At 39.3% G+C, this 24,635-nt stretch carries 24 protein-coding genes and 2 other annotated features; all 24 genes read left to right on the top strand.

Annotated elements, in window-relative coordinates:
- The first annotated feature begins 13 nt into the window (after positions 1-13).
- The 24 genes from radA to rpsG all read left to right on the top strand — a co-directional run bounded on the left by radA (position 14) and on the right by rpsG (position 24,575).
- Positions 14-1,390, top strand: a complete 1,377-nt coding sequence (gene radA / locus MHI34_RS08025; protein WP_036123854.1) for a DNA repair protein RadA — start codon at positions 14-16, stop codon at positions 1,388-1,390.
- A gap of 285 nt (positions 1,391-1,675) precedes the next feature.
- Positions 1,676-2,761, top strand: a complete 1,086-nt coding sequence (locus MHI34_RS08030) for a PIN/TRAM domain-containing protein (protein WP_089933391.1) — start codon at positions 1,676-1,678, stop codon at positions 2,759-2,761.
- Positions 2,762-2,772: 11 nt separating this feature from the next.
- Positions 2,773-3,468 carry a 2-C-methyl-D-erythritol 4-phosphate cytidylyltransferase gene (ispD, locus tag MHI34_RS08035; RefSeq protein ID WP_089933395.1) on the top strand — a complete coding sequence of 232 codons (696 nt, stop codon included), beginning with the start codon at positions 2,773-2,775 and terminating at the stop codon, positions 3,466-3,468.
- A 272-nt stretch (positions 3,469-3,740) separates the two neighbouring features.
- The gene (gene ispF / locus MHI34_RS08040; RefSeq protein ID WP_089933398.1) at positions 3,741-4,217 is read left to right on the top strand and encodes a 2-C-methyl-D-erythritol 2,4-cyclodiphosphate synthase; all 477 of its coding nucleotides are present in this window, start codon (positions 3,741-3,743) and stop codon (positions 4,215-4,217) included.
- Between the two features lie 90 nt (positions 4,218-4,307).
- Positions 4,308-5,768 (top strand): glutamate--tRNA ligase, encoded by a 1,461-nt coding sequence (gene gltX / locus MHI34_RS08045; RefSeq protein ID WP_342504326.1) that lies wholly within the window; start codon positions 4,308-4,310, stop codon positions 5,766-5,768.
- Positions 5,769-5,818: 50 nt separating this feature from the next.
- Positions 5,819-6,038: a binding site (T-box leader), on the top strand.
- 197 nt (positions 6,039-6,235) lie between these two features.
- Positions 6,236-6,886: a serine O-acetyltransferase EpsC gene (epsC, locus tag MHI34_RS08050; protein WP_342504327.1), complete on the top strand. Its 651-nt coding sequence runs from the start codon at positions 6,236-6,238 to the stop codon at positions 6,884-6,886.
- Positions 6,883-8,283 (top strand): cysteine--tRNA ligase, encoded by a 1,401-nt coding sequence (gene cysS / locus MHI34_RS08055; protein ID WP_342504328.1) that lies wholly within the window; start codon positions 6,883-6,885, stop codon positions 8,281-8,283. Before epsC ends, cysS begins: the two co-directional genes overlap by 4 nt.
- 5 nt (positions 8,284-8,288) lie before the next feature.
- Positions 8,289-8,708 carry a Mini-ribonuclease 3 gene (locus MHI34_RS08060; protein ID WP_089933406.1) on the top strand — a complete coding sequence of 140 codons (420 nt, stop codon included), beginning with the start codon at positions 8,289-8,291 and terminating at the stop codon, positions 8,706-8,708.
- Entirely contained in the window at positions 8,708-9,460 is a 753-nt protein-coding gene (gene rlmB, locus MHI34_RS08065; RefSeq protein ID WP_036123745.1) for a 23S rRNA (guanosine(2251)-2'-O)-methyltransferase RlmB, read from the top strand. The genes MHI34_RS08060 and rlmB overlap by 1 nt, the downstream gene beginning before the upstream one ends.
- A gap of 2 nt (positions 9,461-9,462) precedes the next feature.
- Entirely contained in the window at positions 9,463-9,975 is a 513-nt protein-coding gene (locus tag MHI34_RS08070; RefSeq protein ID WP_036123742.1) for an NYN domain-containing protein, read from the top strand.
- A 68-nt stretch (positions 9,976-10,043) separates the two neighbouring features.
- Positions 10,044-10,691 (top strand): RNA polymerase sporulation sigma factor SigH, encoded by a 648-nt coding sequence (gene sigH, locus MHI34_RS08075; protein ID WP_036123738.1) that lies wholly within the window; start codon positions 10,044-10,046, stop codon positions 10,689-10,691.
- Between the two features lie 77 nt (positions 10,692-10,768).
- Positions 10,769-10,915 (top strand): 50S ribosomal protein L33, encoded by a 147-nt coding sequence (gene rpmG / locus MHI34_RS08080; RefSeq protein WP_004233588.1) that lies wholly within the window; start codon positions 10,769-10,771, stop codon positions 10,913-10,915.
- Between the two features lie 48 nt (positions 10,916-10,963).
- Positions 10,964-11,149, top strand: coding sequence for a preprotein translocase subunit SecE (gene secE / locus MHI34_RS08085; protein ID WP_036123733.1), 186 nt, complete (start codon positions 10,964-10,966; stop codon positions 11,147-11,149).
- Between the two features lie 349 nt (positions 11,150-11,498).
- Positions 11,499-12,032 (top strand): transcription termination/antitermination protein NusG, encoded by a 534-nt coding sequence (gene nusG, locus MHI34_RS08090; RefSeq protein ID WP_036123731.1) that lies wholly within the window; start codon positions 11,499-11,501, stop codon positions 12,030-12,032.
- Between the two features lie 230 nt (positions 12,033-12,262).
- The gene (rplK, locus tag MHI34_RS08095; RefSeq protein WP_004233593.1) at positions 12,263-12,688 is read left to right on the top strand and encodes a 50S ribosomal protein L11; all 426 of its coding nucleotides are present in this window, start codon (positions 12,263-12,265) and stop codon (positions 12,686-12,688) included.
- A gap of 116 nt (positions 12,689-12,804) precedes the next feature.
- Positions 12,805-13,503 carry a 50S ribosomal protein L1 gene (gene rplA / locus MHI34_RS08100; protein WP_036123728.1) on the top strand — a complete coding sequence of 233 codons (699 nt, stop codon included), beginning with the start codon at positions 12,805-12,807 and terminating at the stop codon, positions 13,501-13,503.
- A gap of 53 nt (positions 13,504-13,556) precedes the next feature.
- Positions 13,557-13,703 (top strand) — a sequence feature (ribosomal protein L10 leader region).
- A gap of 32 nt (positions 13,704-13,735) precedes the next feature.
- Positions 13,736-14,236, top strand: a complete 501-nt coding sequence (rplJ, locus tag MHI34_RS08105; protein ID WP_004233596.1) for a 50S ribosomal protein L10 — start codon at positions 13,736-13,738, stop codon at positions 14,234-14,236.
- A gap of 73 nt (positions 14,237-14,309) precedes the next feature.
- The gene (rplL, locus tag MHI34_RS08110) at positions 14,310-14,669 is read left to right on the top strand and encodes a 50S ribosomal protein L7/L12 (RefSeq protein ID WP_004233598.1); all 360 of its coding nucleotides are present in this window, start codon (positions 14,310-14,312) and stop codon (positions 14,667-14,669) included.
- Between the two features lie 76 nt (positions 14,670-14,745).
- The gene (locus tag MHI34_RS08115; RefSeq protein ID WP_058845123.1) at positions 14,746-15,348 is read left to right on the top strand and encodes a class I SAM-dependent methyltransferase; all 603 of its coding nucleotides are present in this window, start codon (positions 14,746-14,748) and stop codon (positions 15,346-15,348) included.
- 241 nt (positions 15,349-15,589) lie between these two features.
- Complete coding sequence (gene rpoB / locus MHI34_RS08120; RefSeq protein ID WP_170829859.1) at positions 15,590-19,165, top strand: DNA-directed RNA polymerase subunit beta; 3,576 nt, start codon at positions 15,590-15,592, stop codon at positions 19,163-19,165.
- A gap of 202 nt (positions 19,166-19,367) precedes the next feature.
- Complete coding sequence (gene rpoC, locus MHI34_RS08125; protein ID WP_058845122.1) at positions 19,368-23,051, top strand: DNA-directed RNA polymerase subunit beta'; 3,684 nt, start codon at positions 19,368-19,370, stop codon at positions 23,049-23,051.
- Between the two features lie 137 nt (positions 23,052-23,188).
- Complete coding sequence (locus tag MHI34_RS08130) at positions 23,189-23,437, top strand: ribosomal L7Ae/L30e/S12e/Gadd45 family protein (RefSeq protein WP_036123715.1); 249 nt, start codon at positions 23,189-23,191, stop codon at positions 23,435-23,437.
- A 98-nt stretch (positions 23,438-23,535) separates the two neighbouring features.
- Entirely contained in the window at positions 23,536-23,955 is a 420-nt protein-coding gene (gene rpsL / locus MHI34_RS08135; protein ID WP_010860613.1) for a 30S ribosomal protein S12, read from the top strand.
- A 149-nt stretch (positions 23,956-24,104) separates the two neighbouring features.
- Positions 24,105-24,575: a 30S ribosomal protein S7 gene (rpsG, locus tag MHI34_RS08140; RefSeq protein ID WP_036123710.1), complete on the top strand. Its 471-nt coding sequence runs from the start codon at positions 24,105-24,107 to the stop codon at positions 24,573-24,575.
- The last annotated feature ends 60 nt before the right edge of the window (positions 24,576-24,635 follow it).

The following is a 24,635-nucleotide window of genomic DNA, read 5'->3' on the forward strand; positions in this document are numbered from 1 at the left end:
AGGTGAAAGCAATTTGGCAAAGAAAAAAACAAAGTTTGTATGTTCAGGCTGTGGCTATGAAACTGCAAAATGGATGGGAAGATGTCCAGGGTGTGGAGAATGGAATAAGATGGTGGAAGAAGTTGAGATGGTCGCAAAGGGACCACGAGGAGCATTCCAGCATTCTGCTACAGTTACCCAAAAGGCTCTCCCAATTATTCAGGTCGAAGCGACTGAAGAATCCCGTGTAGCGACGGAAATGGGCGAACTGAATCGCGTATTGGGTGGCGGTATTGTACCCGGTTCGCTCGTATTAATCGGGGGAGATCCGGGGATTGGGAAATCTACACTATTACTACAAGTTTCAGCATTACTTTCGAATAAAGGGCATCGTGTGCTTTATATTTCTGGAGAGGAGTCCATTCGTCAAACAAAATTACGAGCAGAGCGTCTAGGAGTGGTTTCTCAAGAGCTTTACATATATTCCGAGACGAATCTCGAATTTTTAAACCAAACCATTGATGAAGTACAACCGAAATTTGTCATTGTCGATTCCATACAAACCGTCTTTCATCCAGAAGTAACAAGTGCACCAGGTAGTGTATCGCAAGTTCGTGAATGTACGGCAGAACTGATGCGAATCGCCAAGACAAAAGGCATTGCTATTTTCTTGGTCGGGCATGTAACAAAAGAGGGGCAAATTGCCGGACCTCGTATTTTAGAGCATATGGTTGATACAGTGTTATATTTTGAAGGAGAAAGACATCATAATCATCGTATTCTACGCAGCCAAAAAAACCGCTTCGGCTCTACCAATGAAATTGCGATATTTGAAATGCTTCAAGGGGGATTAAAGGAAGTGCTCAATCCTTCTGAATTATTTTTGCAGGAGCGGTCACAAGGAGCAGCGGGATCCACTATTGTTGCATCCATGGAGGGGACAAGACCCATCCTTGTTGAAATTCAATCTTTAGTAACACCTACAAGCTTTAATTACCCTAAACGCATGGCAACTGGTGTCGATCAAAACCGAGTGCAATTGCTAATGGCAGTGCTAGAAAAACGGATGGGCCTCATGCTACAAGCTCAGGACGCATATATTAAAGTTGCTGGTGGTGTCAAATTGGATGAGCCAGCAATTGATTTAGCGGTGTTGACAAGTATTGTCTCAAGCTTTAAAGATCAAGCTGTGCGAGCAACGGACTGCTTTATTGGTGAAGTAGGGCTGACAGGTGAGGTACGTCGAGTATCGCGGATTGAACAGCGTGTTATTGAAGCGGCAAAGCTTGGGTTTAAAAGAGCTTTCATACCTGCCTCCAATATTGGTGGTTGGGATTTTCCACAGGGAATAGAAATTGTCGGAGTAGAAACGATCAAAGATGCATTAAATGCATGCTTTAGAGAGTTGTAAAGGGAAATTGTGCATGTTGGATACCATTCTGACATGCATTTTCCGTCATTTTTAACACTAAAATCGGAAACTCAAGTAAGGGGATAGACGTCCTAGATAATAGCAGGATAAAGTCATGCAAGAGTGTCATCGAAAACACAGTAAGATAGAGGTTGGGAAGAATGATGTCTAAATGATTTATCCCTGTGAATGAACATCAAAAATAATGATAATTTGATGAGCTCATGAAGGATTTTCTACAGTAAACTATGTATAATCTTAACTAACAATAGGAGGTGACAGCTTGTGAAAAAATTTGTTCAAATTGCCTTTTTACTGATTGGAGGAGCATTGGGCCTTGTTTTCTTACCGCCATTATACGAATTGCTTCATTTATCATCTAATCCTTGGCTAGATAATCCTTACGTATCAGTAGCATTAGGCGCGCTTTTACTATTTACTTTGTCTTTTGCATTTTCCGATTATTTTGTGAAGCTCATTAGCTGGATGGAAGAGGTTCTGTTTAAGGTGCCTATCGGAGATTTATTTTTTGGTACGCTTGGCTTAATCATGGGGCTGATTGTAGCTTATTTTTTAGGCTTCGCCATCGATAGTGTGAAATTCCCTGTAATTACAGAAGTACTCCCTATTATTCTGTCATTTGTATTAGGTTATTTAGGGTTCCGTTTAGGTTTTAGAAAAAGAGATGAATTAATACAGCTTTTTACTTTACGTAGTAATAATACAAAGAAAAAGGCTGCTGAAGGTGCTGAAATTCAAGAAATACGTGGGAGTTATAAGCTGTTAGATACGAGCGTTATTATTGATGGTCGTATTGCAGATATTTCTGGAACTGGCTTTATAGAAGGGGTCTTAGTCGTTCCCCAATTTGTCCTTACAGAGCTGCAGCATATTGCCGATTCTTCCGATACGTTAAAACGTACAAGAGGTCGTCGTGGATTAGATATTTTAAGAAAATTACAAGATGAACGTAAGACAAAAGTGGAAATTACGGATGAGGATTTTGAGGATGTGCAAGAGGTGGATTTAAAGCTTGTACGTCTTGCAAAGAAAATGGGGAATGACACACAGATTGTCACAAATGATTTTAACTTGAATAAAGTCTGTGAGCTCCATCATGTGAAAGTATTAAATATTAATGATTTAGCGAATGCGGTGAAGCCTGTTGTAATCCCAGGTGAAGATATGCAGGTTGTGGTCATCAAGGATGGTAAAGAGCATAATCAAGGGGTTGCCTATTTAGATGATGGAACAATGATTGTTGTTGAAGGTGGCCGTAGTTATATCGGACAGGCCATTACTGTGACAGTAACGAGTGTGCTGCAAACATCAGCGGGTCGAATGATATTTGCCAAGCCGAAGGACGATTAGGATGTGGAAAAATGCAATATGAAGTAGTACTACCTGCGGCAGGAAGCGGAAAACGCATGGGTGCGGGACAAAATAAATTGTTTTTAAAACTTTTAGAGAAGCCTATTCTGATCCACACGCTAGAAGTGTTTCAACAAGATCCTTTTTGCACTGGTATTTGGCTGGCTGTAAAACCAGAAGAACGTACTTATATTCAAGAATTGCTAGAGCAATTTGAGATTACAAAAGTGAAGGGCTTACCTGATGGCGGTGCTGAGCGACAGCATTCAGTCCATTCATGTATGAAAGAGATGCAGCAGGTAGATATTGTGCTTGTCCACGATGCAGCTCGGCCTTTTATTACACATGATATTATCGCTAGCCTTGTACAAAGTGCTCATGAGTTTGGGGCAGCTATTGCAGGGGTTCGAGCGAAGGATACAATGAAAAAGGTTCGTAATGGTATTATCGAAGAAACAGTTGATCGTGATAGCTTATGGATGATTCAAACGCCACAAGCCTTCCAATTTGATTTAATTGTGGAGGCAGAGGATGTTGCTGAGAAGGTGGGCTTTCTTGGTACAGATGAAGCTATGCTAGTTGAACGCTTAGGTCATGCAGTGCATATTGTAGAAAGTAGCTATGAAAATGTCAAAATGACGACACAGGAAGATTTAATATTTGGTGAAGCTATTTTACGTAAACGAGCATTGCAAATAAACGAATAGTAATCTAAAAATCTCATTGGCGATTGTTGCTAATGGGATTTTATCTTGATTTAGCCAATGTTTATAGAGCAAGACGCAAACTTATGCTGAGATGTAAGTGAGGGGAAAGGCTCACTATTTGCTATCAGCTCAATTTCCTAGGAAATATGTTAAAATGTGAGGGTATAATAGTGAGTAAATATAAAAGTGAAAGAAGGTGAATGAGACTGCGATTACAGCAGGCAAGGAGCTGTTTTGATCCACATGTTTTGCTAAAGTAGTCTCTCTATCATATGTTTCGAATTGGACAAGGTTTTGACGTACATGCATTTGAAGAAGGTCGTCCATTAATTATTGGTGGTATTACGATTCCACATGAAAAAGGGCTAGTAGGGCATTCTGATGCAGATGTTCTTTTACACACGGTTACGGATGCAGCTCTAGGGGCAATTGGAGAAGGAGATATCGGTCGTCATTTTCCAGATACGGACCCAGCCTTTAAAGACGCTGATTCAGCAAAACTATTAGCGTATATTTGGAAAATTGTTGAGGACAAAGGCTATGTGCTAGGGAATGTAGATTGTACAATTATGGCACAGCGCCCCAAGATGGCGCCTTATATTGGACAGATGCAAAATCGCATCGCTGAATTGCTCCATGCAGAGCCGTCTCAAGTCAATGTAAAGGCAACGACAACTGAACGTTTAGGTTTTACAGGTCGTGAGGAAGGTATAGCGGCTATGGCCACAATTCTATTGATGAAGAAATAAATGCGGATTAACTCCGCTTTTATTTCCTGTAACAGAGTGGTAAAATGAACAAAGTTAATTTTTTGATCGAAAATTTAGGAGGCTTTTAATATGACGAAAGAAGTTCGCGTTCGTTACGCGCCATCTCCAACAGGTTTTTTACATATAGGTGGAGCGCGTACAGCATTATTCAATTATTTATATGCAAAACATCATAACGGTAAATTCATTGTACGTATTGAAGATACGGATATTGAACGTAATGTAGAGGGTGGAGAAGCATCTCAGCTAGATAACCTAAAATGGTTAGGTATTGAATATGATGAGTCCATTGATATTGGTGGACCTTATGCGCCTTATCGTCAAATGGAACGTCTTGATATTTATAAAGAGCACGCTGAGAAATTATTAGAACAAGGTGTCGCTTACAAATGTTTCTGCTCATCAGAAAAGCTTGAAGCATCACGTGAAGAACAAAAAGCAAGGGGTGTAGCGGCCCCTACTTACGATGGGACATGTCGTCACTTATCAGCAGAGGAAGTCGCAGCTAAAGAAGCAGCGGGCGAGCCATATACAATCCGTATGCGTGTTCCTGAAAATGTAACATATGAGTTTGAAGATTTAGTTCGTGGACTAGTTACATTTGAATCTAAAGACATTGGTGACTGGGTACTTGTAAAAGCAAATGGTATTCCAACATATAACTATGCGGTTGTGCTAGACGATCACTTTATGGAAATCTCGCATGTTTTCCGTGGAGAAGAGCATTTATCGAATACGCCAAAGCAAATGATGATTTTTGATGCATTTGGCTGGGAATATCCACGCTTCGGTCATATGACATTAATTATTAATGAAAATCGTAAAAAGCTATCTAAACGTGATGAATCAATTATTCAATTTGTCACGCAATATAAAGATTTAGGATATCTTCCTGAAGCAATGTTCAACTTCTTTGCGCTACTTGGATGGTCTCCAGAAGGGGAAGAAGAGATCTTCTCGAAAGAAGAGTTTATTAAAATCTTTGATGAAAAACGTCTTTCTAAATCACCATCTATGTTCGATAAGCAAAAGCTGACATGGATGAATAATCAATATATTAAAAAACTATCTTTAGAAGAAGTCGTAGCATTGTCTTTACCACACTTGCAAAAAGCAGAGCTATTACCTGAAGAACTTACGGCAGAGCAATATGCATGGGCGACGGATTTAATCGCACTTTATCACGATCAAATGAGCTTTGGGGCAGAGATTGTGGAGTTATCTAGCCTATTCTTTAACGACCATATTGAATATGATGAAGAAGCAAAAGAGGTTTTAGCGGGAGAGCAAGTGCCTGAAGTAATGGCAGCATTTAAAGCAGAGCTTGAGCAATTAGAAGAATTTACACCAGATGCAGTAAAAGCTGCTATTAAAGCTGTGCAAAAAGCAACAGGTCATAAAGGTAAAAATCTATTTATGCCAATTCGTGTTGTAACAACAGGTGAAACGCATGGACCAGAGTTACCAAATGCGATTTGTTTAATTGGTAAAGAGAAAACAATTGACCGCGTAGAAAAATTTGCCCAATAAAGAGAAATTTATTGACAATCCATTCTTTCGTTGTAAAATGTATTTACATTGAAAAAGCGTTGATAAGGAGAAGTAAGTGGCGCATGCTCTTAAGAGAGGACCATCACCGGCTGAAAGTGGTCTGAGCCCAGGCAAAACTGAAATGCACCTTTGAGCATAGAGCTGAACTATAGTAGGCTTTATCGAGTCGTTCCCGTTAAAGAACGTCCAGAGTGGAAGGCATCTTTGCCTTCAAACAGAGTGGAACCACGCATTTTAAGCGTCTCTGTCATTCCCTTTTGGGGATGATAGGGGCGCTTTTTATTTTTTAGAAAAAGGCAATGATGCAGGCTTCATTAATTTACAAGGAGGCGTCAATACCACATCATCTACGCAGGGAATCTGAAGGAAATTGGCAATTGCTATCGTTTTAGTGTGTAGGATTTCAAAGGATTTGAGCAAGACCAACATGAAAAGGGGGAGTTTTTGTGTTTAAAAGAATGAAGGAAGATGTGGAAACAATTTTTGAGAATGATCCAGCAGCACGTAGTGTATTTGAAGTGGTGTTAACCTATTCTGGTTTGCATGCGACATGGGCGCATCGAGTGGCGCATTGGTTCTTTAAAAGACATTTTTATTTTATAGCTCGTGCCATTTCGCAAATTAGCCGTTTCTTTACGGGGATTGAAATTCACCCAGGTGCAAAAATTGGTCGTCGTTTCTTTATAGACCATGGTATGGGTGTTGTCATTGGTGAAACATGTGAAATTGGTAATAATGTTACTTTGTATCAAGGTGTAACATTAGGTGGTACAGGGAAAGAAAAAGGAAAACGACACCCTACGTTAGAGGACAATGTGCTTGTTGCAACGGGCGCGAAAGTATTAGGCTCTATCACAATTGGTGAGAATAGTAAAATTGGTGCGGGATCAGTTGTTTTAAAAGAAGTACCGCCAAACGCTACAGTTGTCGGTATTCCTGGTAAAATAGTAATTAAGGATGGAGTTCGTCTAGAGAAAAAACTAGATCATCAAAATATACCTGATCCTGTGGAAGAACGTTGTCAAGTTTTCGAGAAGCAAATCACTGAATTGCAGCAGGAAATCGAACGCTTACAAAAGGAGAGAGAAACACAATGAGTATTCAAATATTTAACTCATTAACAAGACAAAAGGAAACCTTCGTACCGCTAGAAGAAGGAAAAGTTAAAATGTATGTCTGCGGTCCGACTGTTTATAACTATATCCATATTGGAAATTCACGTCCTGTCATTGTGTATGATACAGTTCGCCGTTATTTTCAATATAAAGGCTATGATGTAAAATTCGTATCCAATTTTACGGATGTAGACGATAAAATCATTAAGGCAGCAAATGAGTTAGGCGAAGAAGTGCATGAATTAACAGAGCGCTTTATTGCTGCGTACTTCGAGGATGTTACAGCACTAGGGTGCAAAAAAGCGGATGTTCATCCACGTGTAACAGAGCATATGGACGATATCATTCAATTTATTCAAGTATTAATTGATAAAGGCTATGCTTATGAATCTGCTGGGGATGTGTATTATCGCACACGTAAGTTTGATGGCTATGGTAAATTATCGCATCAATCAGTAGACGATTTAAAAATCGGTGCTCGTATTGAAGCAGGCGAGAAAAAAGATGATGCATTAGATTTTGCTTTATGGAAAGCTGCGAAGCCGGGTGAGATCTTCTGGGAAAGTCCATGGGGAGATGGTCGTCCAGGCTGGCATATTGAATGTTCTGTAATGGCTCGTGAGCATTTAGGAGATACTATTGATATTCATGCTGGTGGGCAAGATTTAACTTTCCCTCACCATGAAAATGAAATTGCTCAATCAGAAGCACATAACGATAAAACATTTGCACGTTATTGGATGCATAACGGGTATATTAATATCGATAATGAAAAGATGTCTAAATCTCTTGGCAATTTCATTCTTGTTAATGATATTCGTAAACAAATTAATCCACAGATACTACGTTTCTTTATGCTATCGGTTCATTATCGTCACCCAATTAACTTTGCTAAAGATTTAGTAGAAGCTGCTGCAACGGGCTTAGAACGCATTCGTACAGCTTACAATAATGTGAAGCATCGTCTTACAACTACAGCAAGCTTAGGTGATCACTCGGAAGAATGGCTGAGCAAAATTGCTGAACAAAAAGCACAGTTTGAAGAGGCAATGGATGATGACTTTAATACTGCAAACGCTATTTCAGTATTATTCGAGGTAGCACGTATTGCTAATATTTACTTAAATGAAGCAAATACTTGCAAAAAAGTTTTAGAAACATTTATGGAAACTTTTGAAGTAGTAGGCGACGTCTTAGGTATTGAATTTGTAAAAGAAGAAGAGCTATTAGACGAAGAAATTGAAGCATTGCTACAAGAGCGCGTAGAGGCACGTAAAAACCGTGATTTTGCTCGTTCTGATGAGATCCGTGACCATTTGCAAGCCCAGGGTATCATTTTAGAAGATACACGACAAGGAACTAGATGGAAACGAGGGTAATAAAGTTGGATAAACTTCGCAATGAAGATGTTAAGCAATTAAATGCGCTGGCATTAGCCTATATGGGGGATGCCGTATTAGAACAAAAAATACGTGAGCATTTGCTACGTTCTGGCCGTGTTAAGCCGAATACGCTGCATCGAGAGGCAACTCGTTATGTTTCAGCAAAAGCGCAATCTATGATCGTTCATCGCATGATGGATGAAAATTATTTAACAGAGGAGGAATTGGCTGTGTTCCGTCGTGGACGCAATGCCAAATCCGGCTCTGTACCAAAAAATACAGATGTCCAAACCTATCGTAATAGCTCAGGCTTTGAGGCAGTGCTTGGTAGTTTATATTTATTAAATGAACTAGAACGCGTGTATGAAATCATTGCATATGCTATTCAAATAATCGAGGAATCAAAGGGAGTGTCTAAATAATGGCAGAACAAAATGGTGAAATTATTGCCGGTAAAAACCCAGTGTTAGAAGCACTTCGTTCAGGCCGCGATATGAATAAAGTATGGATTGCAGAAGGTGTCAAAAAATCTGGTGTGAATGAATTGCTAGATTTAGCCCGAGAACGTGGTGTAATAGTTCAGTTTGTCCCAAAAAAGAAAGTCGATCAATTATCGAGTGCTAATCATCAAGGAATTGTTGCATCTGTTGCCGCTTATAAGTATGCTGAACTTGAGGATTTATTTGCAGCTGCAGCCAATAAACAGGAAGATCCTTTTTTCCTAATTTTAGACGAGCTAGAGGATCCTCATAATCTAGGGTCTATTATGCGAACGGCTGATGCTATCGGAGCACATGGTATTATTATTCCAAAGCGTCGATCTGTTAGTTTAACAGCTGTAGTGGCAAAAGCATCCACAGGTGCTATTGAACATGTTCCAGTTGTACGTGTGAACAATCTTGCTCAAACGGTTGATGAACTAAAAGAACGAGGTGTATGGATCGCTGGTACAGATGCGAAGGGCTCGGTGGATTATCGAAAAATGGATGCCACATTACCGTTAGCCATCATTATTGGCAGTGAGGGCAAGGGAATGGGTCGTTTATTAAAAGAAAAATGCGATTTTTTATATCACTTACCAATGGTTGGGCATGTTACATCATTAAACGCATCAGTTGCTGCAGCGCTTTTAATGTATGAAGTGTATCGTAAACGTCAAGAAGCGAATGAGTAACAATGAAAAACATTTTGCTTGTTGATGGCTATAATATGATTGGATCTTGGAAAGAGCTGCGGCCATTGCGTGATACAAATTTTGAGGATGCGCGCAGAAAGCTGATAGAAGTTATGGCTGAATATAAAGCGGCTATGGACTGGCGCGTAATTATTGTTTTTGACGCACATCTTGTACCAGGAGTTGAGCAATCTTATATAGAAAATGGTGTAGAAGTCATTTATACCCGTAAAAATGAAACGGCAGATGAACGAATAGAAAAAATGACGCGTGAACTAAAGGCTAGAAATGTACAGATACATGTAGCAACGTCCGATATGGCAGAGCAAAGCGTTATCTTTGGTAATGGTGCTCTAAGGAAATCGGCTAGAGAGCTAGAAATTGATACAAGCATTATCCAACATAAAATTTCACATGACGTGAGGCGCAAACAAGAAAGCAAGCCGCCTTCTCGTATAGAATTAAAGCCAGATGTTGCACTTGCTTTTGAAAAATGGCGACGAGGATTGAAATGATAGATTGACGCATATTTTCCAATTCCGTTATACTGTTCCTAATTATCTGTTGTGGCTGAGGTGATACCATGTTTAAAAATAGCATTGTACAAGTGACACAAGATTTTGAACGATTCAATGATGAAGAACTTATTGAAATGGTGCATCAAGGTAATACAGATGCGTTGGATTACTTAATTACGAAATACCGTTTGTTAGTAAGAGCAAAGGCAAGGTCCTATTTCTTAATTGGAGCAGATAAGGAAGACATCGTGCAAGAGGGTATGATTGGTTTATATAAAGCGATCCGTGATTTTAAAGGCGATAAACTGGCTTCTTTTAGGGCTTTTGCAGAGCTGTGTATTACAAGGCAGATTATCACGGCGATTAAAACAGCTACTAGGCAAAAGCATATTCCACTAAACTCCTATATCTCTTTGGACAAGCCTATATTTGATGAAGAGTCAGACCGAACGCTAATGGATGTGCTAACAGGTGCTATTATGGACGATCCAGAAGAATTGATGATTCATAGAGAAGAGTTCGGCTATTTAGAAGAAAAAATGAGTGAGATTTTAAGTGAATTAGAACTACAAGTTTTAGCTTTATATTTAGATGGTCAGTCTTATCATGAAATTTCTGAGAAATTAAATCGCCATGTGAAATCGATTGATAATGCATTGCAGCGGGTCAAGCGTAAATTAGAGCGACATTTGGTCCTTGAGGAAATGTCTTAGTCCATATAGGCCTTTATTGACATTGACAAATATAGGTGTTAGTCTTAAAAAGACAAAGTGCCGAAAAAGGTGAGTATATGGCAAAAAAAGTCGTGCTAAATTGCGAGAAATGCGGGTCGAGAAATTACACGTTCCCAGCTAAAGAAGGTTCAACTGTACGTCTCGAATTAAAGAAATTTTGCTCGCATTGCAATGAACATACAATGCATAAACAAACGCTATAAAATGATATGTAAATAGACAGATATGATTGATTCGGAGGTTAAGCTAGAATGGGCAAGATCAAAGGCTTTTTAAGTGATGTAATGTCTGAAATGCGCAAAACAAGCTGGCCAAAAAGTAAAGAACTAACGAAATATACAGTCGTTGTAATTTCAACTGTTGTCATTATGGCTTTATTTTTTGTATTAGTTGACTTAGGTGTTTCATCATTATTCCGCTGGTACTTAGATTTATAATTTAGTAAATAGCATATTTTTGAAATAGCCCGTCCATTGTAATAACGGGTTTTTTCGTTTGTTTTATCTTCATTCAGCAGAAAACTTTATCTATTGGTTTGACGACATGGTGAAGTGAAGGTCAGTAAAATACGCTCATGATGATAAGGATGCTACTAGGAGAGTATGATAGTAGTGATTGATGACTATGCTAGTTTCGGTATATATCATCGGGCTTTCGCTGGCTATTAGCGAAAGCTATATTTTTCTAATGAGATGTTTGTGAAAAGAGTAAGAATGCGTTTAGCATATCGCGATTCATTTTCACTTTTATTTGTAAGGGAGGGACGGACGAGGAGTCCTAGTAGTTATGGAGAAAAATTGGTATGTTGTTCATACGTATTCAGGGTATGAAAACCGTGTAAAAGCAAACCTAGAAAAACGTGTAGAAACAATGGGAATGCAAGATAAAATCTTCCGTGTAATTGTTCCTGAGCACGAGGAAACAGAAATGAAAGATGGGAAAAAGCGCACGATGATGCGCAAAGTTTTCCCTGGTTATGTGTTAGTTGAGTTAATTATGACAGACGATTCTTGGTATGTAGTACGAAATACGCCAGGCGTTACTGGCTTTATCGGCTCATCAGGTGGAGGAGCAAAACCAACACCTTTACTACCAGAGGAAGCAGATCGTCTACTACAACAAATGGGTATGACTGATAAGGTTGTAGAAGTTGATATAACTGTTGGTGAGGCTGTTGAAGTATTAGAAGGGCCGTTCGCTCATTTCCAAGGGCGTGTTGAGGAAATTGACACGGAAAAAGGAAAAATAAAAGTGTCGGTTGATATGTTTGGTCGCGAAACAATTATGGAGCTAGATTTCGAACAAATTCAAAAATTATAGTTCCAGTAATTGATCTATGACATGTCAATTGGTAGATGTTTCGCAGATTTTGTTAATTACTACTTGCTTAAAAAAATTAAAAGTGGTATCATTTCATAGGTCAGACTGTCATACTTTTAGTTGACGTCTGTATTGATAATTTTAATGTTATCGGCACTTAGCTGACAGACAGATATTGAGTGGGAGGGGCAACCCAATTACCACATCACGGACTTAAGGAGGTGTGTCTCGTGGCTAAAAAAGTTATTAAAGTTGTAAAACTTCAAATCCCTGCTGGTAAAGCTAACCCAGCTCCACCGGTTGGTCCTGCATTAGGTCAAGCGGGTGTGAACATCATGGGATTCTGTAAAGAATTCAATGCGCGTACTGCTGATCAAGCTGGTCTTATTATTCCAGTTGAAATTTCAGTATTCGAGGACCGTTCTTTCACTTTCATTACAAAAACTCCACCTGCAGCAGTGTTACTTAAAGTAGCAGCTGGTATCCAATCAGGATCTGGTGAACCAAATCGTAAAAAAGTGGCAACGGTTAAGCGTGATAAAGTTCGCGAAATCGCTGAAACTAAAATGCCAGACCTTAACGCTGCTTCAGTGGAAGCTGCTATGTTAATGGTTGAAGGTACTGCACGAAGCATGGGTATTGTTATCGAAGACTAATCCCATTTACTTGATGTTTTGTTTTTTGGAAGGTTGCGAAGTTTCTTTGTGAACACGCAACCTTTATTCGTGGGAGGTAAAATCCGCTATAACCACAATCAAGGAGGAAATATATAATGGCTAAAAAAGGTAAAAAACTGCAAGATGCAGTAAAATTAATTGATCGTAACTCACTATATAGTGCACAAGAAGCAATCGAACTTGCTCAAAAAACTAGCACAGTTAACTTCGACGCTACTGTAGAAGTTGCTTTCCGTCTAGGTATTGATACTCGTAAAAACGACCAACAAATCCGTGGTGCAGTAGTGCTACCAAACGGTACTGGTAAAACTCAACGTGTATTAGTATTCGCAAAAGGTGAGAAACTTAAAGAAGCTGAAGCAGCTGGTGCTGACTATGTAGGCGATGCAGAATACATCCAAAAAATCCAACAAGGTTGGTTTGATTTCGATGTAATCGTAGCAACTCCTGACATGATGGGCGAAGTTGGTAAACTTGGTCGTGTATTAGGACCTAAAGGTTTAATGCCAAACCCTAAAACTGGTACAGTTACTTTCGATGTAACAAAAGCGATCGAAGAAATCAAAGCTGGTAAAGTAGAATACCGTGCTGATAAAGCTGGTATCATCCACGCTCCTATCGGTAAAGTTTCTTTCTCAGCAGAAAAATTAGTAGAAAACTTCTTAGCTGTTTTTGATGTAGTGCAAAAAGCAAAACCTGCTGCAGCTAAAGGTACTTACATGAAATCTGTAAATGTTACAACTACAATGGGCCCAGCTATTAAAGTTGACGCTTCTAACGTAGTAGTAAAATAATTTATATATATGTGTTGACGACAGTGAGTATACATGATATTATAGTTGCTGTTGTGAATTATCCATTTGTACCGTAGACAGTAGGGGTGACTTGTCACTTAATGATCCTACCGAGGACATCGGAATTCAGATTCTTATTTTAAAGATGATGACTTTCAGCCTCTGCGTCTATTTGACCCAGAGGCTTTTCTTTTGTCGGTATAAATGACCCATTCTAATAGGAGGTGTCATCATGAGCAAAGCAATCGAAAACAAACAAGTACAAGTTCAAGAGATTACTGAAAAATTCCAAGGCGCTGCTTCTGTAGTAGTTGTGGATTACCGTGGTCTTAATGTTGCACAAGTAACTGAGCTTCGTAAACAACTTCGTGAAGCTGGCGTTGAGTTCAAAGTTTACAAAAATACTTTAACTCGTCGTGCTGCTGAGGCTGCTGGTCTTGAAGGAATCAACGACGTATTAGTTGGTCCTAACGCAATTGCGTTCTCAAATGAAGATGTTGTAGCGCCTGCTAAAATCATCAACGAGTTCGCTAAGAAAAACGAAGCTTTAGAAATTAAAGCGGGTATTATTGAAGGTACAATCTCTTCTGTTGAAGATGTTAAAGCACTTGCAGAACTTCCATCACGCGAAGGTCTACTTTCTATGCTTTTATCTGTACTTCAAGCTCCAGTGCGTAACTTCGCACTTGCAACAAAAGCTGTTGCAGAACAAAAAGAAGAACAAGGCGCGTAATTTAATACGCACTCAGACTTCTGCGGCCTGATCGCAAAAAAATAAAACATTATCCAATTAGGAGGAAATTATAATGAATAAAGAGCAAATCTTAGAAGCTATCAAAGCTATGACAGTTCTTGAATTAAACGATTTAGTAAAAGCAATCGAAGAAGAATTCGGTGTAACAGCTGCTGCTCCTGTAGCAGTAGTTGCTGGCGGTGCTGCTGCAGCTGAAGAAAAAACTGAATTTGACGTAGTATTAGCATCTGCTGGTGCAGAAAAAATCAAAGTAATCAAAGTGGTTCGTGAAATCACTGGTTTAGGTCTTAAAGAAGCTAAAGAAGTAGTAGATAACGCTCCTAAAGCTCTTAAAGAAGGCGTTTCTAAAGATGAAGCTGAAGAAATCAAAGCTAAACTTGAAGAAGTTGGCGCATCTGTAGAAGTTAAGTAATCTCGTATTACTTTTTAACAAAAGGAAAGCTCGTCATTTTGGCGAGCTTTTTTCTTCATTCTGAGGAGGCATGAAAATGTCAGATCATTATTATACAAGTAAGCCTCAAACTGAGAGTAAACCTCGTCACTGGACATTCAAGTTACTAGGGCATTCGTTTTCGTTTGAAACGGATGCAGGTGTATTTAGTAAAAGCGAAGTAGATTTTGGATCCCGTGTTTTAATAGACGCTTTTAAAATGCCTAATATTAATGGTGCGATATTGGATGTAGGTTGTGGATATGGGCCGATAGGATTATCGATTGCCAAAGCGAATCCAGACCGTACCGTTTATATGATGGATATAAATGAACGCGCAGTTACACTTTCGCAGAAAAATGCGCAAGTGAACGGTGTTCAAAATGTGCGAATATTTGTGAGTGACGGCCTATCGATGGTTGATACAGATGTAGAAGCTGCAGCTATCTTAACGAATCCACCAATTCGTGCAGGGAAGGAAACGATTTTCCGCTTTTACGATGGAGCTTATGATCGACTAGTGCCTTCGGGTGAGCTTTGGGTAGTCATCCAGAAGAAACAAGGAGCACCATCGACAGTAAGTTACCTAGAAGAAAAATTTTCAGAAGTCGATATTGTAGAGAAGAAAAAAGGGTACTGGATAGTACGCGCAAAAAAATAAATGAAATATGTATAATTTATTGACTTGACAAATCGGCTATGATAATATGATACAATGCAAAAATATTATTTTGAGGTCGTATGCCCTTTTGTATAGAAATGTTTTTATATGGGTATACTTGCCAAGATAAGTTTAGTTAACCGAAAATGAGATCTTTTTGAAGACTCGTTTTCTTTTTGTCTTTCGAAATCATACACTATTTGTATGATTTTGCAAAGACCTAATATCGCTTTATTGAGGGGTGAATGAGTTGACAGGTCAACTAGTTCAGTACGGACAACACCGCCAGCGTAGAAGCTTTGCGCGTATTAAAGAGGTGCTTGAGCTTCCAAATCTGATTGAGATTCAAACGGCGTCTTACGAGTGGTTCCTTGAAGAAGGTTTACGTGAAATGTTCCGTGACATTTCGCCGATCGAGGACTTTACAGGTAATCTTTCATTAGAATTCATCGATTATTCATTAGGTGAGCCTAAGTATGATGTTGATGAATGTAAAGAGCGAGATGTTACTTACGCAGCTCCATTACGTGTGAAAGTACGTCTTTACAACAAAGAAACAGACGAAGTGAAAGAACAAGATGTCTTCATGGGTGACTTCCCATTAATGACAGAAACAGGTACGTTCATTATCAATGGTGCTGAACGTGTTATCGTTTCACAATTAGTTCGTTCACCAAGTGTGTATTTCCATGATAAAACTGATAAAAACGGTAAAAAAGGTTTCGGCGCAACAGTGATTCCAAACCGTGGTGCATGGTTAGAGTATGAAACTGATGCAAAAGACGTAGTTTATGTGCGTATCGATCGTACTCGTAAGCTACCAGTAACAGTGTTACTACGTGCACTAGGTTTCGGTTCAGACCAAGAAATTATCGATATTATCGGTGATAACGAGTATTTACGTAATACGTTAGAAAAAGATAACTCTGAAAGTACAGAAAAAGCACTTTTAGAAATCTATGAACGTTTACGTCCAGGTGAGCCTCCAACAGTAGAAAGTGCGAAGAGTTTATTGTATTCTCGTTTCTTCGATGCAAAACGTTATGATTTAGCGAATGTTGGTCGCTACAAAATGAATAAAAAGCTTCATATTAAAAATCGTTTATTTAACCAAACGATTGCTGAAACGCTTGTAGATCCTGAAACAGGCGAAATTTTAGTAGAAAAGGGTACAGTGCTTGACCGTCGTACTTTAGATAAAATTCTACCTTACCTAGAAGATTCATCAAAAGGTATTGGTTACCGTACTTTATCGCAAGTTGGTGGCGTGCTTGAGGACGATGTAACAATCCAATCTATTAAGATTTATGCACCGAAAGATGAAGCACAAAAAGAAATTAATATCATCAGTAATGCGTACATTGATGAAGAAGTGAAGAATATTACACCAGCTGACGTTTTATCTTCAGTAAGCTATTTCTTCAACTTACTTTACCAAGTAGGCGCAACAGATGATATTGACCATTTAGGTAACCGTCGTCTACGTTCAGTAGGTGAGTTACTACAAAACCAATTCCGTATCGGTTTATCTCGTATGGAACGTGTAGTACGTGAGCGTATGTCCATTAACGACACAGCTGCAATCGTACCGCAACAATTAATTAATATTCGTCCTGTAATTGCGTCTATTAAAGAGTTCTTCGGTAGCTCTCAATTATCTCAATTCATGGACCAAACAAACCCTCTAGCAGAGTTAACACATAAACGTCGTTTATCTGCATTAGGGCCTGGTGGTTTAACACGTGAGCGTGCTGGTTTTGAAGTGCGTGACGTTCACTACTCTCACTACGGTCGTATGTGTCCAATCGAGACACCTGAGGGTCCAAACATTGGTTTAATCAACTCATTATCTTCATTTGCCAAAGTCAATAAATTTGGATTCATCGAAACGCCTTATCGTCGTATTGATCACGAAACAGGCCGAGTAACGGATCAAATTGATTATTTAACAGCTGATGAAGAAGATAACTACTATGTAGCACAAGCAAACTCGCTATTAAATCCAGATGGTACATTTACTAATGAAGAAGTAGTAGGTCGTTTCCGTGGGGATAACACAGTATTCAATAAAGCTCAAATGGACTACATGGACGTATCTCCTAAACAAGTAGTTTCTGCTGCGACTGCCTGTATCCCGTTCTTAGAAAACGATGACTCTAACCGTGCACTTATGGGTGCCAACATGCAACGTCAAGCAGTTCCACTTCTTAACCCAGAAGCACCATTCGTTGGTACGGGTATGGAACATGTTGATGCGCGTGATTCAGGTGCAGCTGTTGTAGCGAAATACGATGGTATTGTTGAGCACGTAGAGGCTCGCTCTATCCATGTTCGTCGCATTGAAGTTGTAGACGGCAAAGAGGTTAAAGGCGATTTAACAAAATATAAATTACAAAAATTCATTCGTTCAAACCAAGGTACTTCATATAACCAACGTCCACTTGTAAAAGTTGGCGAGCGTGTGAAACCTCGTGATATTTTAGCAGACGGTCCATCAATGGAAAGAGGAGAACTGGCTCTTGGACGTAACGTACTTGTTGCATTCATGACTTGGAACGGCTTTAACTATGAGGATGCTGTTATTATGAGCGAGCGCCTTGTAAAAGACGATGTCTATACATCTGTTCATATTGAAGAATATGAATCAGAATCTCGTGATACAAAGCTTGGGCCTGAAGAAATCACTCGCGATATTCCGAACGTTGGGGAAGATGCACTTCGTAACCTAGACGAACGTGGTATTATCCGTATTGGTGCGGAAGTACGTGATGGCGATATTCTGGTAGGGAAAGTAACACCTAAAGGGGTTACAGAATTAACTGCGGAAGAGCGTTTATTACATGCAATCTTCGGTGAAAAGGCTCGTGAGGTTCGTGATACTTCATTACGTGTACCACACGGTGCTGGCGGTATCATTCTTGACGTTAAAGTATTTAACCGTGAAGATGGCGATGAATTACCACCAGGCGTTAACCAATTAGTTCGTGCTTATATTGTTCAAAAACGTAAAATTCGCGTTGGGGACAAAATGGCCGGACGTCATGGTAACAAAGGGGTTATCTCTCGTATCTTACCGGAAGAAGATATGCCGTTCATGCCAGATGGCACGCCTGTTGATATCATGTTAAATCCACTTGGTGTACCTTCTCGTATGAATATCGGACAAGTTTTAGAGTTACACTTAGGTATGGCTTCCCGCTACCTAGGCGTCCACATGGCAACACCAGTATTTGATGGTGCTAATGAAGAAGACGTTTGGGAAACAATGGAAGAAGCAGGGATGAACCGTGACGGTAAAACAATCCTGTATGATGGACGTTCTGGTGAACCATTTGATAACCGTGTATCTGTTGGGATCATGTACATGATCAAACTTGCTCACATGGTTGATGATAAACTTCACGCACGTTCAACTGGTCCTTATTCACTTGTTACGCAGCAACCACTTGGTGGTAAAGCGCAATTTGGTGGACAACGTTTTGGTGAGATGGAGGTATGGGCACTTGAAGCATACGGTGCTGCATATACACTTCAAGAAATCTTAACGGTTAAATCCGATGACGTTGTTGGTCGTGTGAAAACATATGAAGCCATCGTTAAAGGTGAAAGTGTACCAGAGCCAGGTGTTCCTGAATCATTCAAAGTATTGATTAAAGAACTTCAATCTCTTGGTATGGATGTTAAGATGTTAACAGTTAATGATGAAGAAGTAGAGCTTCGCGATTTAGACGAAGAAGAAGATCTTCAACCAGCTGATGCACTTAACATTGCACCACAGCCAGATACAGAAGAAGAGCCAGTAGAGTCTTTTGAATAATGGAAACCCAAATTCACAATGGTGAATAAGGTCAAACTTATTTTCAAATTAGCCGGGCAGGATTTAACGCCCTGCCTGGCTTTTTCTTTTAATAAATCATTCTATTTCTAATCCTTTGCCAAAGAGGCAATTCTTTGCAAGCGATTATCGAGCTGCGTAAAAGAGTCTTTATAAAGACCTATACTAGAGGGAGGTAGGCTCCTTGATAGACGTTAATGAATTTGAATATATGAAAATCGGTTTAGCATCCCCTGACAAGATTCGTTCTTGGTCATATGGTGAGGTTAAAAAGCCTGAAACAATTAACTACCGTACATTAAAACCAGAAAAAGATGGTTTATTCTGTGAACGTATCTTTGGTCCAACTAAAGATTGGGAATGTCATTGTGGTAAATATAAACGTGTACGCTATAAAGGCGTAGTTTGTGACCGTTGTGGCGTTGAAGTAACACGCGCTAAAGTTCGTCGTGAACGTATGGGACACATCGAATTAGCAGCACCAGTTTCTCATATCTGGTACTTCAAAGGTATTCCAAGCCGTATGGGTCTAATCCTAGATATGTCACCACGTGCATTAGAAGAAGTTATTTATTTTGCTTCATATGTTGTGATTGATGCGGGTGCTACTAATTTAGAAAGCAAACAATTACTTTCTGAAAAAGAGTACCGTGCATACCGTGAAAAATTCGGCAACACATTCGAAGCTGCAATGGGTGCAGAAGCAATCAAAAAACTATTAAGCAAAATTGACTTAGAGGATGAAACACATTCTTTAAAAGAAGAGTTAAAATCTGCACAAGGTCAAAGACGTACTCGTGCTATCAAACGTCTAGAAGTTGTTGAATCTTTCCGTAACTCAGGTAACTCACCTGAATGGATGATTCTAGATGTTCTACCTGTTATTCCACCAGAGCTTCGTCCAATGGTGCAATTAGATGGTGGTCGTTTTGCAACTTCCGATTTAAACGATTTATACCGTCGTGTAATCAACCGTAATAATCGTTTAAAACGTTTATTAGATTTAGGTGCGCCAAGCATCATCGTACAAAACGAAAAGCGTATGCTACAAGAAGCTGTTGACGCATTAATTGATAATGGTCGTCGCGGACGTCCTGTAACAGGTCCTGGTAACCGTCCACTAAAATCACTTTCACATATGCTGAAAGGTAAACAAGGTCGTTTCCGTCAAAACTTACTTGGTAAACGTGTTGACTATTCTGGTCGTTCCGTTATCGTAGTAGGTCCAAACTTAAAAATGTACCAATGTGGTTTACCAAAAGAAATGGCTATCGAATTATTCAAGCCATTCGTAATGAAAGAGTTAGTAGAGCGTGGTCTTGCTCATAACATTAAATCTGCTAAGCGTAAAATTGAACGTTTAAACAATGACGTTTGGGACGTTTTAGAAGATGTTATTCGTGAGCATCCGGTATTACTAAACCGTGCACCAACGCTTCACCGTCTTGGTATTCAAGCATTTGAACCAACACTAGTTGAAGGTCGTGCTATTCGTCTTCACCCATTAGTATGTACAGCGTATAACGCTGACTTCGATGGTGACCAAATGGCGGTTCACGTACCGTTATCAGCAGAAGCTCAAGCAGAAGCTCGTCTTCTAATGCTTGCAGCACAAAACATCTTGAATCCAAAAGATGGTAAACCTGTTGTAACACCTTCTCAAGATATGGTATTAGGAAACTACTACCTAACACTTGAACGTGAAGATGCTCGTGGTGAAGGTACTGTTTTCTATGGTCCAAATGAAGTCTTAATTGCATATGATACAGGTCATGTACATTTGCATACACGTATCGCGATTAAAGCAAGTTCGTTAAATAACCCAACATTCACAGAAGAACAAAATAATATGTTCCTATTGACAACTGTTGGTAAAGTAATCTTTAACGAAATCTTGCCAAAATCATTCCCTTATATTAATGAGCCAACTGATTTCAACTTAGAGCAAGTAACACCAGAGAAATACTTCGCTAATTTAGTAATTGACGAAGATACTCTGAAAGAGCTTGAATCAGATAGCGCTTATAATAATTTAGATGAAAAAGGGAAAATTGATGCACAACGTACAGCTGTATTGCGTAAATATTTTGCATCAGTACCAGTTGTAAATCCATTCCGTAAAAAATTCTTAGGAAATATCATTGCTGAAGTGTTTAAACGTTTCCACATTACTGAAACATCTAAAATGCTTGACCGCATGAAAAACCTAGGATTTAAATATTCAACACGTGCTGGTATTACTGTAGGTGTATCTGACATCGTGGTATTACCTGATAAAGGTGAAATTTTAGCTGTAGCTCAAGAAAAAGTGGATAAAGTTCAAGCGCAATTCCGTCGTGGTTTCATTACAGAGGATGAACGTTATGATCGTGTTATCTCAAGCTGGAGTGCTGCGAAAGACGAAATTCAAGCGAAACTGATGAAGTCACTTGAGAAAACAAACCCAATTTTCATGATGTCTGATTCAGGTGCCCGTGGTAACGCATCTAACTTTACGCAGTTAGCTGGTATGCGTGGTCTGATGGCCAACCCGGCTGGTCGTATTATTGAACTTCCAATTAAATCTTCATTCCGTGAAGGTTTAACAGTATTAGAGTACTTCATCTCTACTCACGGTGCTCGTAAAGGTCTTGCCGATACAGCCCTTAAAACTGCCGATTCAGGTTACTTAACACGTCGTCTTGTTGACGTTGCACAGGATGTTATTGTACGTGAAGATGACTGTGGTACTGACCGTGGCTTAACAATTGGTGCATTAATGGAAGGCACAGAACTGATTGAAGCTCTAGATGAACGTATTGTTGGTCGTCATACGAAGAAAACAATCGTACATCCTGAAACGGGTGAAGTTATTTTAGGAAGAGATGGTTTAATCGACCAAGATGTTGCTCGTGCAATTATTGAAGCAGGTATCGAGGAAGTGACAATCCGTTCAGCATTTACATGTAATACAAAACATGGCGTATGTAAAAAATGTTACGGCATGAACTTGGCAACAGGTGAAAAGGTTGAGGTTGGAGAGGCAGTTGGTATTATTGCAGCTCAATCAATCGGTGAACCAGGTACACAATTAACAATGCGTACATTCCATACAGGTGGGGTTGCCGGAGATGATATTACACAAGGTCTTCCACGTATCCAAGAGATCTTTGAAGCACGTAATCCAAAAGGTCAATCTGTTATTTCAGAAATCACAGGTACTGTTTCAGATATCACAGAAATTCGTGAAGGCTTAAAAGAAATTACTATTCAAGGTGACGTAGAAACGCGTAAGTATCAAGCACCTTATAATGCACGTTTAAAAGTTATCGAAGGTGATAATGTAGAGCGTGGTCAAGTTTTAACAGAGGGTTCTATCGATCCAAAACAATTGTTAAAAGTCAAAGATGTTTCAACTGTTCAAGAATATTTATTAAAAGAAGTTCAAAAAGTATACCGTATGCAAGGGGTAGAAATTGGTGATAAACATATCGAGGTAATGGTTCGCCAAATGCTTCGTAAAGTACGTGTAATTGAAGCTGGAGATACAGATTTATTACCAGGTTCATTACTAGATATCCACCAATTTGCAGAGGCAAATGCAGATGCTGTTATGAATGGCAAAAATCCTGCAACTTGTCGTCCTGTTATCCTGGGTATTACAAAAGCTTCTCTTGAAACAGAATCATTCTTATCTGCAGCATCGTTCCAAGAAACAACACGTGTGTTAACAGATGCAGCAATTAAGGGTAAACGTGACGAGCTTCTTGGATTAAAAGAGAACGTAATTATCGGTAAACTTGTTCCAGCAGGTACTGGTATGCAACGTTACCGTCAAATCCGCATCGAAAAAGATGAGCTTGACACAGAAGTTGTTTCTGCCGAATAGACATTAAAATAGGACCGAAGAGATGGAATTTCACCGTCTCTTCGGACTTTTTAAAGATATTAGTTGACAGTGTAAATTGGTAATGATAATATATTGAAGGTTGATAGTTAACTGTCTGTACTTCGGAGGATATGAAAATGTCTTATGATAAAGTAAGGGCTAGTCAAACAATCATAGGTACAAAGCAAGCAGTAAAAGCAATGCGAGCCGGTTCAGTGAAAGAACTTCTTGTGGCACTTGATGCAGACAATTGGGTAACCGATTCGGCCATATCTTTCGCGAGAGAAATCGGTATACCAGTTATTCTTGTTGAGTCGAAAAAGGAACTGGGCAAGGCCTGTGGAATCCATGTTGGAGCTGCGGTAGTTGCGATTACTGTAGAGTAGTTTTTGTGTATTAAACACAAAGACTTTGTTTTTACCCAAAAAATGAACCACCTGGATGTGTGGTATTAACAAGGAATAAATGAAGGGAGGAAATATCGATGCCTACAATTAACCAATTAGTACGTAAGCCTCGTCAATCTAAAATCACGAAATCAAAATCACCAGCGTTAAACAAAGGATATAACTCATTTAAAAAATCTTTAACTGATGTTAAATCACCACAAAAACGCGGTGTTTGTACTCGTGTTGGTACAATGACACCTCGTAAACCGAACTCAGCGTTACGTAAATACGCTCGTGTACGTTTAACTAACCAAATTGAGGTTACAGCTTATATCCCAGGTGAAGGCCACAACTTACAAGAGCACAGTGTTGTTCTTATCCGTGGCGGACGCGTAAAAGACTTAGCGGGTGTTCGTTACCATATCGTACGTGGAGCTCTTGATACAGCTGGTGTAAACGGTCGTTTACAATCACGTTCTAAATACGGAACAAAACGCCCTAAAGAAAAAAAATAATTTAACGTTAAATAACGTTATTTAATACTGAGCCTCATACTAATTGTCACAAATATCGAATCTTGCTAGCAGATTTGATATTTGATCGACAAATACGAAAAGGCCAACTTTATAAAATAATCGATAACTATTCGAAAGGAGGAAAACACATGCCTCGTAAAGGTCCTGTTTCCAAACGTGACGTGTTACCAGATCCAATTTATAGTTCAAAACTAGTAACTCGTTTAATCAATAAAATGATGGTTGATGGTAAAAGAGGTACTTCTCAAAAGATTTTATACGGTGCGTTCGAACTTGTTAAAGAACGTTCTGGTGAAAATCCAATTGAAGTATTCGAAGCCGCTCTAAACAACGTAATGCCAGTTCTTGAAGTTCGTGCTCGCCGTGTTGGTGGTTCAAACTACCAAGTACCGGTTGAAGTACGTCCAGAACGTCGTACAACTTTAGGTCTTCGTTACCTAGTTAACTATGCTCGTCTTCGTGGTGAAAAAACTATGGAAGAACGTTTAGCTAACGAAATTCTTGATGCTTCTAACAACACTGGTGCATCAGTTAAGAAACGTGAAGACATGCACAAAATGGCAGAAGCGAACAAAGCATTCGCTCACTACCGTTGGTAATTTAACCTATGTGTTAGCCAGTTAGCTAACACAAGGTCTCTTATACAGTCTTTACCCCAA

Source organism: Lysinibacillus sp. FSL L8-0126 (assembly GCF_038630385.1).
GTDB lineage: Bacteria > Bacillota > Bacilli > Bacillales_A > Planococcaceae > Lysinibacillus > Lysinibacillus fusiformis_D.